The sequence below is a fragment of the Peptoniphilus stercorisuis genome (assembly GCF_017874395.1).
Classification (GTDB): Bacteria; Bacillota; Clostridia; order Tissierellales; family Peptoniphilaceae; genus Anaerosphaera; species Anaerosphaera stercorisuis.
Genome location: NZ_JAGGLJ010000012.1, coordinates 22,321 through 37,894 on the forward strand (window position 1 = coordinate 22,321; position 15,574 = coordinate 37,894).

At 28.1% G+C, this 15,574-nt stretch carries 14 protein-coding genes and 1 other annotated feature (1 of these 15 cut by a window edge); of the genes, 13 read left to right on the forward strand and 1 reads right to left on the reverse strand.

What is annotated here, in order from left to right:
- Positions 1 to 51, forward strand: a binding site (T-box leader); it begins 193 nt to the left of the window's first position.
- Positions 52 to 146: 95 nt separating this feature from the next.
- The 7 genes from J2Z71_RS06545 (at position 147) to J2Z71_RS06575 (ending at position 7,833) form a co-directional block, all read left to right on the forward strand.
- The gene (locus J2Z71_RS06545) at positions 147 to 974 is read left to right on the forward strand and encodes a transporter substrate-binding domain-containing protein (protein WP_210061244.1); all 828 of its coding nucleotides are present in this window, start codon (positions 147 to 149) and stop codon (positions 972 to 974) included.
- A 27-nt stretch (positions 975 to 1,001) separates the two neighbouring features.
- Positions 1,002 to 1,715 (forward strand): amino acid ABC transporter permease, encoded by a 714-nt coding sequence (locus J2Z71_RS06550; RefSeq protein WP_210061246.1) that lies wholly within the window; start codon positions 1,002 to 1,004, stop codon positions 1,713 to 1,715.
- Positions 1,716 to 1,726: 11 nt separating this feature from the next.
- Positions 1,727 to 2,464, forward strand: coding sequence for an amino acid ABC transporter ATP-binding protein (locus J2Z71_RS06555; RefSeq protein WP_245311199.1), 738 nt, complete (start codon positions 1,727 to 1,729; stop codon positions 2,462 to 2,464).
- 279 nt (positions 2,465 to 2,743) lie between these two features.
- Entirely contained in the window at positions 2,744 to 2,938 is a 195-nt protein-coding gene (locus J2Z71_RS06560; RefSeq protein ID WP_210061248.1) for a hypothetical protein, read from the forward strand.
- A gap of 56 nt (positions 2,939 to 2,994) precedes the next feature.
- A complete protein-coding gene (locus J2Z71_RS06565) occupies positions 2,995 to 6,426 on the forward strand; it encodes an InlB B-repeat-containing protein (RefSeq protein ID WP_210061251.1) in 3,432 nt (1,143 codons plus the stop codon).
- A gap of 39 nt (positions 6,427 to 6,465) precedes the next feature.
- Positions 6,466 to 6,978, forward strand: coding sequence for an S-layer homology domain-containing protein (locus J2Z71_RS06570; RefSeq protein WP_210061252.1), 513 nt, complete (start codon positions 6,466 to 6,468; stop codon positions 6,976 to 6,978).
- A 186-nt stretch (positions 6,979 to 7,164) separates the two neighbouring features.
- Positions 7,165 to 7,833 carry a helix-turn-helix transcriptional regulator gene (locus J2Z71_RS06575; protein WP_210061254.1) on the forward strand — a complete coding sequence of 223 codons (669 nt, stop codon included), beginning with the start codon at positions 7,165 to 7,167 and terminating at the stop codon, positions 7,831 to 7,833.
- Between the two features lie 74 nt (positions 7,834 to 7,907).
- Here the strand turns inward: J2Z71_RS06575 and J2Z71_RS06580 are convergent, their stop codons facing one another.
- Positions 7,908 to 9,236 (reverse strand): sodium-dependent transporter, encoded by a 1,329-nt coding sequence (locus J2Z71_RS06580; protein WP_210061256.1) that lies wholly within the window; start codon positions 9,234 to 9,236, stop codon positions 7,908 to 7,910.
- Between the two features lie 192 nt (positions 9,237 to 9,428).
- On the opposite strand from J2Z71_RS06580, the gene J2Z71_RS06585 reads away from it, so the two are divergent.
- The 6 genes from J2Z71_RS06585 (at position 9,429) to J2Z71_RS06610 (ending at position 15,556) form a co-directional block, all read left to right on the forward strand.
- Positions 9,429 to 9,743 (forward strand): YbbN family protein, encoded by a 315-nt coding sequence (locus tag J2Z71_RS06585; protein ID WP_210061258.1) that lies wholly within the window; start codon positions 9,429 to 9,431, stop codon positions 9,741 to 9,743.
- A gap of 113 nt (positions 9,744 to 9,856) precedes the next feature.
- Positions 9,857 to 11,329, forward strand: a complete 1,473-nt coding sequence (locus J2Z71_RS06590) for a nicotinate phosphoribosyltransferase (RefSeq protein WP_210061261.1) — start codon at positions 9,857 to 9,859, stop codon at positions 11,327 to 11,329.
- A gap of 8 nt (positions 11,330 to 11,337) precedes the next feature.
- Positions 11,338 to 12,204, forward strand: a complete 867-nt coding sequence (locus tag J2Z71_RS06595; protein WP_210061263.1) for a radical SAM protein — start codon at positions 11,338 to 11,340, stop codon at positions 12,202 to 12,204.
- 14 nt (positions 12,205 to 12,218) lie between these two features.
- Entirely contained in the window at positions 12,219 to 13,019 is an 801-nt protein-coding gene (locus tag J2Z71_RS06600) for a hypothetical protein (RefSeq protein WP_210061265.1), read from the forward strand.
- Positions 13,020 to 13,026: 7 nt separating this feature from the next.
- Positions 13,027 to 13,677, forward strand: coding sequence for an HAD-IA family hydrolase (locus J2Z71_RS06605; RefSeq protein ID WP_210061266.1), 651 nt, complete (start codon positions 13,027 to 13,029; stop codon positions 13,675 to 13,677).
- Between the two features lie 31 nt (positions 13,678 to 13,708).
- Positions 13,709 to 15,556: an AbiA family abortive infection protein gene (locus J2Z71_RS06610; protein WP_210061268.1), complete on the forward strand. Its 1,848-nt coding sequence runs from the start codon at positions 13,709 to 13,711 to the stop codon at positions 15,554 to 15,556.
- The last annotated feature ends 18 nt before the right edge of the window (positions 15,557 to 15,574 follow it).

The following is a 15,574-nucleotide window of genomic DNA, read 5'->3' on the forward strand; positions in this document are numbered from 1 at the left end:
GCATATATAAATATGGGTGGTAACACGGATTATATAACTTTCGTCCCAAAGAGTTTCTCTTTGGTTCGGAAGTTTTTTTTATTTTCAGGTCTCATATTACCTATGCTTGGTAAAGAAGTTAGATATTATTTAAAAAGGAGAAGGAAATGAAAAATTTAAAAAAAATATCAGTGGCAATACTGTCAATGGCACTAATGATTCCATTAGTAGCATGTGGAGCAAAAAAAGAAGACGAAAATATTTTAAAAGTGGGAATGGAAGCAGGATATCCTCCATATAACTGGACACAACAAGATGATTCAAATGGAGCAGTTGCAATAGATGGATCAAAAGAATACGCAGGCGGATATGATGTTATGATTGCAAGAAAAGTAGCAGAAGAACTTGGAAAAGAACTTGTAGTAGTAAAAACAGAATGGGAAGGACTTCCACCAGCAGTTCAATCAGGAAAAATAGACTTAGTAATGGCAGGAATGAGCCCAACAGCTCAAAGAAGAGAACAAATTGACTTTACAGAACCTTATTGGGCTAGTGAATATATAATGATTGTGAGAAAAGATGGAGAATATGCAAATGCAAAATCTCTAGAAGACTTTAAAGGTGCAAAAATAACAGGACAATTAAATACAGTTCACTATGACAAAGTAGATCAAATAGAAGGCGTAGACAAACAAGAGGCAATGCAAGACTTCCCTCAAATGAGAATAGCACTACAATCAGGAATAATTGATGGATATGTAGCAGAAGTACCAGAAGGAAAATCTGTTGAAGCATCAATGCCAGACTTTGCAGTAGTTAGCTTTGAAGAAGGTAAAGGATTTATAATAGAAGATAATGAAAATGTAATAGCAGCAGGAGTAAAAAAAGGATCAGACTTAACAGAAAAAGTTAATCAAATTCTTGAAAAAATAACAGAAGAAGATAGACAAAACTTAATGGATGAAGCAATAAAAAATCAACCAGCAATAGACTAATATTGCATAAAATAAGAGGATAGAAATATGGATAAGATATATCAAATATTTATGAAAAATTCCAGTATGTTTGTAAATGGTACAATAGTAACACTAAAAATTTCAATAATTGCAACAATAATAGGACTTATAATAGGACTATTTGTTGGATCAATTAGAACAATACCAGAACAAAAGGGATTTAAAAGAGTTATACAAAAAATAGTAAATGCAATACTTGTAATATATATACAAGTATTTAGAGGAACTCCAATGATGGTTCAGGCAATACTAGTATATTATGGATCAGCACTTTATTATGGAGTACAAATAGACAATATGAGCGCTGCATACTTTATAGTATCAGTAAACACAGGTGCTTATATGGCAGAAGTAGTAAGAGGAGGAATAAGCTCAATAGACAAAGGACAATTTGAAGCAGCCTATGCAAGTGGAATGACACATGCACAAACAATGCTTTATGTAATAATTCCTCAAACAATAAAAAATATTTTACCAGCAACAGGAAATGAATTTGTAATAAATATAAAAGACACATCAGTGCTAAATGTAATAGCAGTATCAGAACTTTTCTTTGCATCAAAATCAATAGCAGGACAAAGCTTTGATATGTTTAATACATTCCTTGTAACAGCTATAATTTATTTAGTACTTACAACTGTAATAACTCAAATTCTTCAACTATTTGAAAGAAAACTAGAAGGTTCAAGTAATTACGAACTTAAAAGTGACAAAGCATAAGAGGTATAAATATGGAAGAAATATTAAAAATTGAAAACTTAAAAAAGACCTTTGGTGAGCACGAAGTACTAAAGGGAATAGATTTAGAAATAAAAAAAGGTGAAGTAGTTTCTATAATAGGATCTTCAGGATCTGGTAAATCAACACTTTTAAGATGTATAAATCAGCTAGAAGAACCAACAAGTGGAAAAATAATTTTTGAAGGCAAAAATATGCTTGATCCAGACGCTGACATTAGAGCAATAAGAACTAAAATGGGAATGGTATTTCAATCCTTTAACCTATATAATAATTTAAATGTTTTAAAAAATTGTACAATAGGTCCAACTAAAATATTAAAAAAATCAAAAGAAGAATCAGAAAAAAGAGCAATAGAAGTATTAGAAGAAGTTGGAATGGCAGAATATATAGACGCAATGCCAGCACAACTATCAGGAGGACAAAAACAAAGAGTTGCAATAGCAAGATCCCTTTGTATGGATCCAGATGTAATGCTCTTTGATGAGCCAACATCAGCACTAGATCCAGAAATGGTAGGAGAAGTTCTAAAGATTATGATAGATCTTGCAAAATCAGGACTTACAATGATAGTAGTAACACATGAAATGGACTTTGCTAAAAATGTATCTTCAAAAGTAGTATTTGTAGATAAAGGTGTAATTGCAGAAATGGGCTCACCAGAGCAAATATTTGAAAGTCCACAAGAAGAAAGAACAAAAGAATTCTTACAAAGATTTAGAAAAATTTAGAATAAAAGGCTGCCATGGAGGTGGCCTTTTTTAATACAAAAATTAGAAAATCAGCTATTAATTTAGGTGTTTTATTGTATAAATATACAAAATATTAATTCTATTTATTAAAGGGAAATATCTATATTAATAATATTAAAATAAGTATGTTATTTAATTAAAATCTAGTATTAAATATGCATAAATAAAAAACTGCGGGGTAATTATTTAATAATGAATTATATGGCGGTAAAGTCATTTCATAAGATTAATGTTGTACTTTAATAAAGGAGATGGAATATGAAAAAATTAAAAAAAGTATTCCTATATTTTTTAAGCATTTTAATTATTTCTACAGAAATAAGTATAGGTCTTGGAAGTGTCGTTTTAGCAAAGGAAAGTAGTTTGGAACTAATTGAAGAAGAAAAAACTTCAATAGATGATACTATAGGAGAATTATCTAAATTACGCGAGTTAATAGAAGTTCTATATTAAAGGCTGAAATATTAAAAGAAAAAAATAATGAAAATTTAAGTTTTAAATTAGAAGATTTGGAAAATTTAATAAGTGAATTTAAAAGTAAGTTAAACTTATTAGAAGATAAAAACTTAAAAAAAGAAAAAGAAGAATATATTTTAGAAAAAGAAGAATATGTAGAAGAATTAAAAGAATTAATTAAAAAAAATCAAGAACTAGAAGAAGATAGCGACAAAGAATTAAAATCAGAAATTGCAAAATTATATGAAAATTTAGAACTTAAAATAACAAAGCTTGAGAAGAAGATAAAAGCTGAAAAAAGATCTGCTAATTTTGATGAAAAAAGTATAGATTTTGAAAAAATAGAAATACAAGAGGATCTGAATTTATTAAATGAAAAAATCAATATTTTAGAAGATGATGATGAAAAAGAAGAGTGGACAGAAAAATATAATGGATTAATGAAAAGATTTAATGCATTAGCTGAAGCAAAAGCAGTAGTTAATTCTTGGGCAGATGTTCAAACTTTAATAGACAGTGGTGAAACTGAAATTGACGTAAGTAATTTGCCAGAAGATGCAAATAAAACAGTTCTTACAATTGACAATAAAACTGTAAAAATAATAGGTGGTAGTAAAGAATTTAAAAACCTACAAATAAGACTTAAAAAAAATGGAAGCTTAGAATTAGAAAATATGATTATTAATAACAGAGATCTTAATATAAATAATAGAGATCTTGCTTTTTCTCCTATATATGTAGAAGATACTACTGATAATAAACTAATTTTAAGGGGAGAAAATAAAATAAGTTCAGAAGGAAAATCAGCAGCAATATCTGTAAGTAAAAATAAAGACATTAATTCTAAACTTACTATTATAGGAAATGGAAAGATAGATGTAAGTATTGGAACTTACGATACAGGTATGGGTGCCTATTACACTGGAGCGGCAATAGGTGGAGAATATAACCATGGATCTGGAGAAATAAATATACTAGATAATGTAGAAATTAATGTAATTAGTGCTCACCGCTCAGCAGGAATTGGTGGAGGACAGGATCAAAATGAAATAGATAATGGAAATATTACAATTGGAGAAGATGCAAAAGTAAATGTTTTAGATTATAAAAATAAAGATAATCCTAATGGAGCTAGTATTGGTGGAGGATCTAGTTATGGACAAAATACTAAGGGATCTTCTGGAGATATAGTAATAAAAGATAGGGCTAAAATATATATAAATAGAAAGCCTGATAATGCAGCAGCCATTGGTCAATCTTCTAACAACAAACAAGGTCATATTTTAATTAAGGACAATGTAGAGATAAACCTTGATAATGTCCACAATGGTATTGGAGGAGCATCTCAATCTTTTAATGATCCTGATACAGATGATTATCTTGTAAGGATTACAGGTCAACCTAAAATAAAAATAAAGGCCATAATTGGAATAAGTGCCAAAAATGGAAATATACTAATAGATGGAGTAGACAAAGATAATTTTGATATAGATTTTATGACCCATGGTATTGCAATATACAATGGAGATTTAAATATTATCAATAATACTAATGAAACTTGGAATATGAATCTTAAAATGATATTTGAAGATATCGTAGGCTATAATCCTGGAGCTGCAATAAATGGAGAAGGTGTAGCTAAGATTAATATAAAGGGAAAGAATAAGAACATTATAATAAATGGTCATACTGACTTAGGTGCTATAGTTGGAACTTATAGTGGATCGACCTATATTAATCATGGTGCTACGCCAGACTCTATTTCTCAGATGGGTATTATTGATGTAAATATAGATAATGCTGTAATTCAAGGAGTAGCTGAAAGAGGACCAGTAGTAGGTATTGGATATAGTGACTTATCTAATATGAAGATAAATATTAATAATTCCAAGATAGAAAGACTTCCTAATAGCAGTGTAGATATTGGTGATAGAAAAAACAGCGAAGGAGCTATAGTTGGTACTGGAGGATATGTAACAAATAGAGACTATGATACAGGAGAAGATGCCTATGTAAAAGATCCAAATATTTTAGGTGGAAAGCTAATAACTTTAAAAGAAATTAGAGAATTTAAAGTAGATATTATAAATAGTGAAATAAAGGGTGAAGTTGATAAGGCAGCAGCAATAGGTCTAGGAAACCAAGCTGATATAAATAGTGAATTTAATATTACTAACTCAGACCTAGATATAAAATCTCAAGGTGGAGCAGGAATAGGAACAGGTCAATTTTCAGGATATGACAAATTTATACCTCTAAACTTTAGCTTGAAAATAGATGAAACTAAAGGAAAGATTGAATCTTTAAATGGAGCAGGAATAGGAACAGGCTATGGATCAATTTTAGAAAATTTAGCAAGTATAAATATAAAGAATTCAAACTTAGGTATAAAATCTATGTGGGGAGCAGGAATAGGTGGAGGAAAACTTGCCATAACTGAGAAAGATGGTCAAATTACAAAAGAATATTTATCAAGTGGAGCAAATACAATTATAAGTGGTGGAAAAGTTCTAGCTAAGTCTGTAATGGGTTCAGGTATTGGTGGAGGAGGAAGTTCATCTAGTTACGGTTATGATGATCTTCACAGAACCATAGATATAGAAGGAAATTTAAAAGTATTAAATAATGCTGATATTGTTGCAACTTCAAGAGGACTTGATAATGGTGTATTAGCTAGAGATGCAATAACTGCAAAACTTGTAGATACTTCTGATAAGACTATGATAAGTCATACTTTTGTAAAGGAAGTTCCAAATACAATTCCATTTAAAATATTAATTAAAGATGTAAATGGTAATCAAATAAAAGAAATTCAACTAGAAGAAGAATGGGAAGAATCAAAAACTTATCCAAAGAGTTATGCCTATACAACAAATAACAGCGCTGAAATTTATAAGGAAGATGCACATTATACAAAAGATAATAAAGATTATGTAGGGGAAATTTATCAAGCGGAACCACTTAGAGAAAGTGGAAGACACCCAGAAAATGTTAAAGAGTTTAAATCTGTTATTAGTTATGAAGGAAAAGATCAAAATATAATAAATGATAATACCTTTGTAGTATTTGATGAAAAAAATATAGAAGACGAACACACTGTAAACTTTGAAACAAATGGTGGAAATAGTATAGAAAGTCAAAAAGTAAAAGATAAAGAAAAAGCTAAAAAACCAAAAAATCCAACGAAAGATGGATATGAATTTGTAGGTTGGTATGAAAATGAAGATTTAACAGGTAGTGAATTTGATTTTAATACTGAAATTACAAGTGATAAAACACTTTATGCAAAATGGGAAAAAGTAGAAGAACCAGATGGTGGTGAAAATGGTGGAGGAAATCATAAACCTCATAGACCAAACAAACCAAACGAAAAACCAGAAGAAATAATAAGACTACAAATACAAAGTTCACTACTTCACAAAGAATATATAAATGGCTATCCAGATAATACAGTAAGACCAGAAGGAAGTATTACAAGAGAATAAGCATCAGCAATACTAGATAGAGTAACAGAAGATAAACCTATGACAAAAAGATTATTTAACTATCCAGATGTAGAAAATGACAGATGGTCTTATAATAATATAGAAAACCTTTCAAATAAAGGTGGAATAAAAGGATATCCAGATGGAGAATTTAAACCAGTAAATAAAATAACAAGAGCAGAAGCTGCAACAATCTTAGTAAGACTAGAAAATGCAACATCAAATAATAAAAATATTCTAGAAGAAATAAAAGACCACTGGGCAAAAGAAGAATTAATAACAGCAATAGAAAAAGGTTGGATCAAGGGATATGGAGATGGAAGCATAAAAGCAGATAATTTCATTACAAGAGCAGAATTTGTAACCCTTGTAAATAGAATGCAAAATAGAAAAGTAAAAGCAGAAAATATTCTAGAAAATATAAAATACTTTAATGATCTAGAAAAAAATGCTTGGTACTATGAAGATATAGTAGAAGCAGCAAATACTCATAACTATGAAAAAGAAAGATTAGAAGATGGTTCAGAGAAGTGGACTGAGATAATTAAATAAATAATTTTAAAAAGCATCTATTAATTTAGGTGCTTTTTTATTTTATTAAGATATTTATTAGTGAAGATACATATGAATAAATGAGAATTTATTATTACTGTTGAACATATTTATATGGCAATGTATTGTATTATGATATAATAAAGAGACAAATTGCAGAGAATATAATGGTTAGGGGTGTTTTCTATGGGTGAACTTGATAATAAAGAATTATTAAAGAATATGGCTGTATTTTTGCATGAGGCTTTGGGAATGGAATATGAAATAGTGTATCATAATTTGGAAAATGATGGATATATGGTTGAATATTTAGCTAATGGTCAAATATCTGGAAGAAGAGAAGAGGATTATACTAAAGAAACTTTGTTAGAATTGCTCGGGGATTGTTCTGATAAGAATTTTGTAATTAATACAAGAGGAAGGGTAGAAAACAATAAAGTTATGAAGCATTCTTCTTTTTTGTATAGAGATAAGCATGGAAATCTTGAAGGGGTTTTATGTATAAATTTTGATATAAGTAAACTGGTAAATATTGCTAAGGAAATTTTAAAACTTACAAATATGTCTAATGCTTTGATTGGAAATGAGAAACTTGAAACTTTTGATTTTAAAAATAATTTAGTTTCAGATCTTGTAGAACATATTATTGTTGGTGTTTTTAATGATGCTCTTATGGATAAGAATAGTTCTTTAGAAGATTTGTCTCAAGATGAAAAGATGGAGATAGTTAGGAAGTTAAAGGAAAAGGAAGTTTTTCTTTATAAGGAAGCAGTTCCTAAAATATCTGAAAAGCTAGGAGTTTCTAAGGCTACGATTTATAGATATTTACAAACAATTCAAGAGGACAGTATTTGATAAATTTATTTTTAAATTTTAACTTTAACTTAATTTTTAATAAAAAAGAGACCTTTTAAGGTCTCTTTAGTTTTTTAACCAATTCCGCCAAAGGCGATTCCCAATATATATACTATAAATGTTAGAGTAATAAATAAATTTGTCATTGGTTCAAACCATTTGCCTATTTTTTTATCTCTTCCCATTTGAATTTTTTCTCTTGCGAAGTTTTTGCCACAAATCCAGTAAAATGCTATTCCTGCAAGTAGTGCTCCAAGTGGAATTATATAGATAGATAATACGTCCATCCAAATTCCTACCATATTAGCATTTTGTATAAATGTTCCAGATATTGCTACGATTCCAACTATAATATAAACGGAAGATTTTCTAGATAGATTGAATTTGTGTTGAAGTGTTTCTATGGGTGTTTCTAAAAGGTTCATAAGTGATGTAATTGCTGCAAAAAATACTGCTATAAAGAATACTATGGAAAATATTCGTCCTAAGGGAATTTGTTTGAATACGCTTGGTAGTGTAATAAACATAAGTGGTGGTCCTGCTGTGGGGTCCATATTATAAGCAAATACTGATGGTATTATAACCATTGCTGATAGAAGAGCTGCTATTGTATCAAAGATTACTACATATTTAGCAGAGTCTATTATGTCTTCGCTTTCTTTTAAGTATGAACCATAGACAACTGTACCTGATCCTGCAATAGATAGTGAAAAAAATGCTTGACCTAATGCAAATACCCAAGTTTTTATATTTTTTAAATATTCCCATTTTGGAAGGAATAGATATTTGTATCCTTCTATTGATCCTTCTAGGAAAAATGTTCTTATTGCTAAAATAGCAAATAAAATAAAAAATGATGGCATAAGTATTTTATTTATTTTCTCTATACCTTCTGAAACGCCAAGGGATAAGATTATAAGTATTATTACAAGGCAAGCTAAATGCCAAGGTATGCTTCCAAAGTTTCCTGCAATAGATTCAAAGTAAGCAATTGAATTTGGTGCATTTGTAAGAGAACCTGTAATTGATCCTACTAAGAATCTAAATATCCATGCACAAACTACAGAATATCCTATTGCTATTCCAAGAGAGCCTATTACTGGAATAAGTCCAATGATTGCTCCATATTTTTTGCCTCTTTTTTCAAAGGCTTTTTTGAAAGCTCCTAATGGACCAGTTTTCATAGCTCTACCAAAGGCCATTTCTCCAACAACTCCTGTAAATCCAAGTAGTGTTGTAAATATTATGTATGGGATGAGAAATGCAGCTCCTCCAAATTCGCCTACTCTATATGGAAATAGCCAAATATTGCCCATTCCTACTGCTGAACCAATACAGGCTAATATAAAACCAAGTTTGGTGCTAAAATTTTCTCTGCTTTTAATTTGTTTTTCAAAACTCAATAATACCACCTCTTATTTCTAAGTATTTATATTTACAATATCAAATAATTAGAATGTTGTAAATAAGCTTTATATATGTATATTTTTCATAATATAATTTTATTAAGGTATAAGTAATTGGTTTTTCTATATTATAGTAAGTAAAATTCATTTATTTTTATTATTTGGGTATATTTAGTATAGGTGATTAATATGAAAATTATAGAATATAAAGAAGGAATGAAAGTAGATGATGTAAATAAAATATATTTTTTCAAAACTCATGATTGTGGAGTTTGTACTGGCACTTTAGAAAAGGCGAAAATTATATTAAAAGATTATGATATAAGTATGTATTTAATTCAAGTAGAGGATAATCCAAAGTTAAGAGGAGAGTTTTTAATATTTACAGGGCCTACTTTATTAGTAATGAAAGATAATGCAGTTATTGTAAAGGAAAGTGGATTTGTGAATTTTTCAAATGTAGAAAGGGCTCTTGATTTAATTGGTGTTAAAAAACTTGATTAAAATTAAGAGTTTTTAATATCTATGCTTCTATTACAAACTGGCATAAAATCTTATAATCTTGAAAGAAATCATTTTTAATTATATAATTAAAAGGAAATAAAAAGGGGGAGAATATGAAGCTGGATATTAAGGAAAAGAACAATTATACACTGCTTTGTGATTTTTATGAGTTTGCAATGTGCAATGGTTTTTTTGAATCAGATTTAAAAGACAAAATAGTGTATTATGATATGTTTTTCCGTTCAGTACCTGATGGTGCAAGTTATGCTATAATTGCAGGTCTTGAACAATTAATTGAATATTTTGAAAATTTAAAATTTGATGATTGTGATATTGAATTTTTAAGAAGTAAAGGAATTTTTAGTGAAGGATATCTAGAGTATTTAAGGAATTTTGAGTTTAAGTGTGATGTTTGGGCGCTGCCTGAGGGAACTGTTGCTTTTCCTCAAGAGCCTTTAGTAATTGTAAGAGGTCCTATCATTCAAGCTCAATTATTAGAGACTATGGTTCTTCTTACTATTAACCATCAATCTATGATTGCAACTAAAGCAAATAGAATAGTTTCAGCTGCACAGGGAAGACCAGTAGTGGAGTTTGGATCTAGAAGAGCTCAAGGATATAGTGGAGCAAATCTTGGTGCTAGAGCTTCTTATATTGGAGGTTGTGCTGGAACTGCAAATACACTTGCAGAAAAGATATATGGTGTTCCTGCTATGGGAACTATGGCTCATTCATGGGTTCAACTTTTCAAAACGGAATATGAAGCTTTTAAAACTTATGCAAAGGTATATCCTGATAATTGTCTTCTTTTGGTAGATACTTATGACACTCTTAAAAAGGGTATTCCAAATGCAATAAAGGTATTTGATGAAGAAGTAGTTCCAAGAGGATTTAGACCAAAGGGAATTAGAATAGATTCTGGTGATATTGCATATTTATCAAAAGAGGCTCGAAAAATGTTAGATGATGCAGGATACCCTGATGCAAAGATTATGGCTTCTAACTCACTTGATGAGTTTACTATTCAAAACCTATTATTACAAGGTGCAAAGCTTGACTCCTTTGGAGTTGGAGAAAGACTTATTACTTCCAAGAGCTGGCCAGTTTTTGGAGGAGTATATAAACTTACAACAGTAGAAGAAGATGATGGAAGTTTGACTCCAACTATTAAGATTTCAGAGAATGTAGCTAAGATTACAAATCCTGGATTTAAAAATTTATATAGACTTTATGATAATGAAACAGGAAAGGCTATGGCAGATGTTGTTACTCTTCATAATGAGAAAATAGATGATACTAAGGAATATGAAATATTTCACCCAATATATACATGGAAGAGAAAGACATTTACTAATTTTACAGCAAAGCCACTTCTTGTTCAGATATATAAAGAAGGAAAGTTAGTATATAAACTACCAACTTTAAATGAAATAAGAGATAAGGTTCAAGTTGAACTAGATTCTCTATGGGAAGAAACAAAAAGGCTAGATAATCCACATGAATATATAGTGGATCTATCTTATGATCTATGGAAAATCAAGGAAGATTTACTTGATGACCATGGTAAAACTTATAGTAGAAGATGAGGTAAATTATGAGATATTATGGAAATGTTTTTAGACCGCCAAGTGAAGCTAGATCACTTATTATTCAAGCAACTGTAGGTTGTTCAAATAATAATTGTACATTTTGTTATATGTACAAAGACGACCAATTTAAAATAAGAGATATTGATGATGTAATTGCAGATCTTGAAGATGTAAGAGAGTATTTCTCCTATTATGAGAGAGTTTTTATAGCAGATGGTGATGCTTTAGTTTTAAAGACTGAAGATTTAGTTAAGTTAATAGATTATATTAATGAAAATATGCCACATGTAAATAGAATAGCAGCTTATGCAACTGCTGGTGATATAAATAGAAAATCAGTAAAAGAACTTCAAACTCTATATGATAAAGGTCTTACTATATTATATATTGGATTTGAAAGTGGCGATGACCAAATACTAAAAGATGTTAAAAAAGGTCTAACTTATAAAGATTATGTAGATGCTATGGAAAAATGTAATGAGGTTGGATTTGAAACTTCTATTACAGTAATAGCAGGTCTTGGTGGAAGAGCTCGTTGGAGAGAAAATGCTATTGAAACTGCAAAGTTAATAACAGATACCAAACCAACATATGTATCTTATTTGACAATGAGAGTTTATGAAAATACACCAATGTATGAAGATTATATTTCAGGAAAATTTGAACCACTTACAGCTGAAGAGATCTTATTTGAAATAAGATTATTCTTAGAAAATGTAGATTCAGAAGGAACTATATTTAGATCAAATCATGCGTCTAATTATGTTCTTTTAGGTGGAGTTTTAAATGAAGATAGAGATGATTTAATTGCAACAATAGATCAAACTCTTAAAGAAAAGAACTTTAGACCTGGAATGTTAAGAGGATTTTAAAGAGGGGAAAAATTATGCTTTACAGACTTAGTTTAACAAGTTTAGATAGCTTTAAAGAAGTAGTTGAAGAAGAAAAAATTACTATAAATTATAGACCATATAGTAATTATATAGATATTTCTTCAGATAGAGAATCTCTTACAGCTAGAAATCAAAGAGATATTTTAAATATTACAGCCCTTGTAAATTCTATAAATAGAATAGAAGATTCTGATTTAATTTGGATAAAATATGAAGACAATTATGTACTTGCAAGGATTAAAGGCAAAGTTTCTTTAAATCAAAATAACGCAATATTAGAGCTTCCCTGCGAGATATATATTTCTAAAAATACTCCAAAGGTAATAAAGGATATTTTTGATGATATTAAATTTGCAAGAGTTTTTGATGATATTATATATAAAATAACTATGAAGATTTTAAATATTCTTAAAAAAAGAGAAGAAAAAACTTGTGAAATGGAATTTGTAAAGGGAAGAGGAGAACTTCTAGAAGTAGAAGAAACAACTTCTAATATAATTCCCTATGTTAAAAAAAGTAGTGAAATTGCAAATAATAGTGTAATATTCTCAAGAATTAACAAGGAAAATAGTAATAATTCTGGAGAAATTGTTATAAAAGTAGATTCTAATGAAGATATGAAAAATCTTCCTGTAAAAGTTCAAAGTAAAGAAATAGAGCAAACTAAGGATTTCTATGTAGATATAATGGAAAAACAAGTTGATTTTTATATGGATTTACAAAGAAAAACTATGGAGAATTTTTTAGAACTTCAAGAGGATTTATGGAGCAAGTTCTTTGATATGATAAAGTAGAGGAAAAATGATATTTTTATTTGATTTAGATGGAACACTTACAGATTCTGAAGAGGGGATTCTAAAGGCATTTAAATATACACTTGAAAAAATGAATTTAGAAAAAGTTGATGATGAAATTTTAAAAAATTACATTGGACCACCTCTAAATGAAACTTTTAAAAGAAAATTTAACTTATATGATGAGGATAATAATAGGGCAATAGTTTATTTTAGAGAGTATTATAGAGAATATGGAAAGTATGAAAATATTCCCTATAAAAGAATGAAAGAATTACTTGAAAAGATTTCTAAAAATAATACTTTGGCCGTTGCTACATCAAAAGTTGAAGATCAAGCTATTGAAATTGTAAAACACTTTGATTTAGATTATTTTGATTTAATTGTTGGTGCAACAGAGGGCTCTTCAAGGAGTAAAAAATACGAAATAATAGAATATGTTTTAAATAAACTTGAAGTAAAGGACAGATCAAAGGTCTATATGATTGGAGATAGATTTACAGATATAAATGGTGCTCATAGAGCAGGAATAAACTCAATAGGAGTGTTATGGGGTTTTGGCTCTAAAGAAGAATTAGAAGACTGTAAGGCTGATTATATAGTAAAAAGTGTAGAAGAACTTGAAAGTTTAATAGATGATATAGAAAAGAGGGCTTAGCCTTCTTTTTTATAATTACGGAGAATATATTATGAATTTATTTAACTACAGTATATGGAAGAGATCATGTGATGCTATATTTTCAATAAAAAAATCAAGATTAAGGATGTATATTCAATTATATCCTTTTTCTAAATTATCTTACAAAGAAATAGAATATATTAAATCAAAAGATTATTTTGATGAATATATAAATAATGGTAAATGGGCAACTATATATCCTAATTATGATAAATGTAGTCATTATTACATGAAAGATGATGGATCTTTTAGAAATGTTTTTATTGTATCACCTATAATTTATATTATAATTCATTGTTTTTCTTTGAAAGTTAGTGATTATTATAAAAATAAAGAGAATTTTGATAAAATGATATTTTATCAAGGAAATATAGAGGAAGGCAAAATTTATTATGCTGAAAGTTATGACAAATTTGTAAAGTATATAAATTTTAGGAAGATTGATTTTAAATACTTTATAAAATTTGATATTAAAGATTTTTATAATAGTATAAATATAGATAAATTATTTAATAGTATTTTAAATATAGAAGAATTAAAAGAAAAAAAGGATGAAATTGAATTAATAAAAAAATTATTACTTACAATAGGAGAAAGAAAATTTCCTACTGTTGAGTTTTCAACTGGATTATCATATTTAGCATCGATTGTTTATCTTGATGATTTGGAAGATGAATTCATTAATTATATTAGGCAAAACAATGAAATTACAAATTTTCATATTGTTAGATATGTTGATGATACATATATTTTATTTAATATAAATAAAGACAAGAACGAAAATGCTATTTTTAATGAATTTTTTCCTAAATACAATTCAATATTAAGAGAAAAAAATTTGACGTTAAATAGTAGGAAATGTTTTTCGGATGAGATTGAACATCTAAGTTCATATTTAAAACAAGCTTTTTATGATGAAGAGGTTAATGAAATTAAATATAACTTAGAAGAAGAATATGGAAAAGCTCTATTAAAGTACTTGCAAAAAATTGATGAAAATTGTAATGAAATAAACTTAGAGTTGTATATAAAGATAGTAGATGAAATTTTTAAATTTGAAAATTTAATATTTCAACCACAAGAAATACTAACAATATTATCTATTAAGAAAATAACAAAAGATAAAGATTCAATTATAAATTTATTAAATAAAATAATTTTAAAAAATAATAATATATTAAGAATTGATCCAAAAAGAATGACAAGAATTATTTTAAATACCTACGATGGTCAACTTATAAGAAATATGCTAAACAGATTATTTGAAATTTCAAGAAATGGATTATGGACAGATAATGAGATGTGTTCGCTAATTCAATATTTAACAATGCGAGGATTTAATCATCCAGAGTTATTAGAAATATTAGAAAAAGAAGATGAAAATTTATTTAGATATTATAAAAATTATTGTAAAGATTCTAAATGGATTTATTTAAATAATAGTTTAATGAAAATAGATAAAATATTTACAGATCATAAAATCATATATCTTTATATGATGTATATACTTGAACTTAAATCAGGAAATATATTGGATTCTTTTGCAAACTATAAATCGTTTTTTGATAGATTTACTGCTTGGATTGCATTTTTATTAGAAATTGATAAAAACTGGAAAAAAACTGTGCCTAATATAAATAAATATTATAAAAAAATTGAGTTAAAAAAAGTATATAAAGATATAGATGGATATGAGGAGATAATAGATGATGCTGATAAGTTAAGAAATCAAAATCCTTTGAATCATGCTAGTGGAAATTTATTAGATTTAGATTTAGATGCTAGAAAAATTGAAGTGACTAAAACTATTGCTGATTTGAATTATTTATTAAAAGAAAAAATAAATAAAAATTTTTAAAATGTACTAATTAAGGCT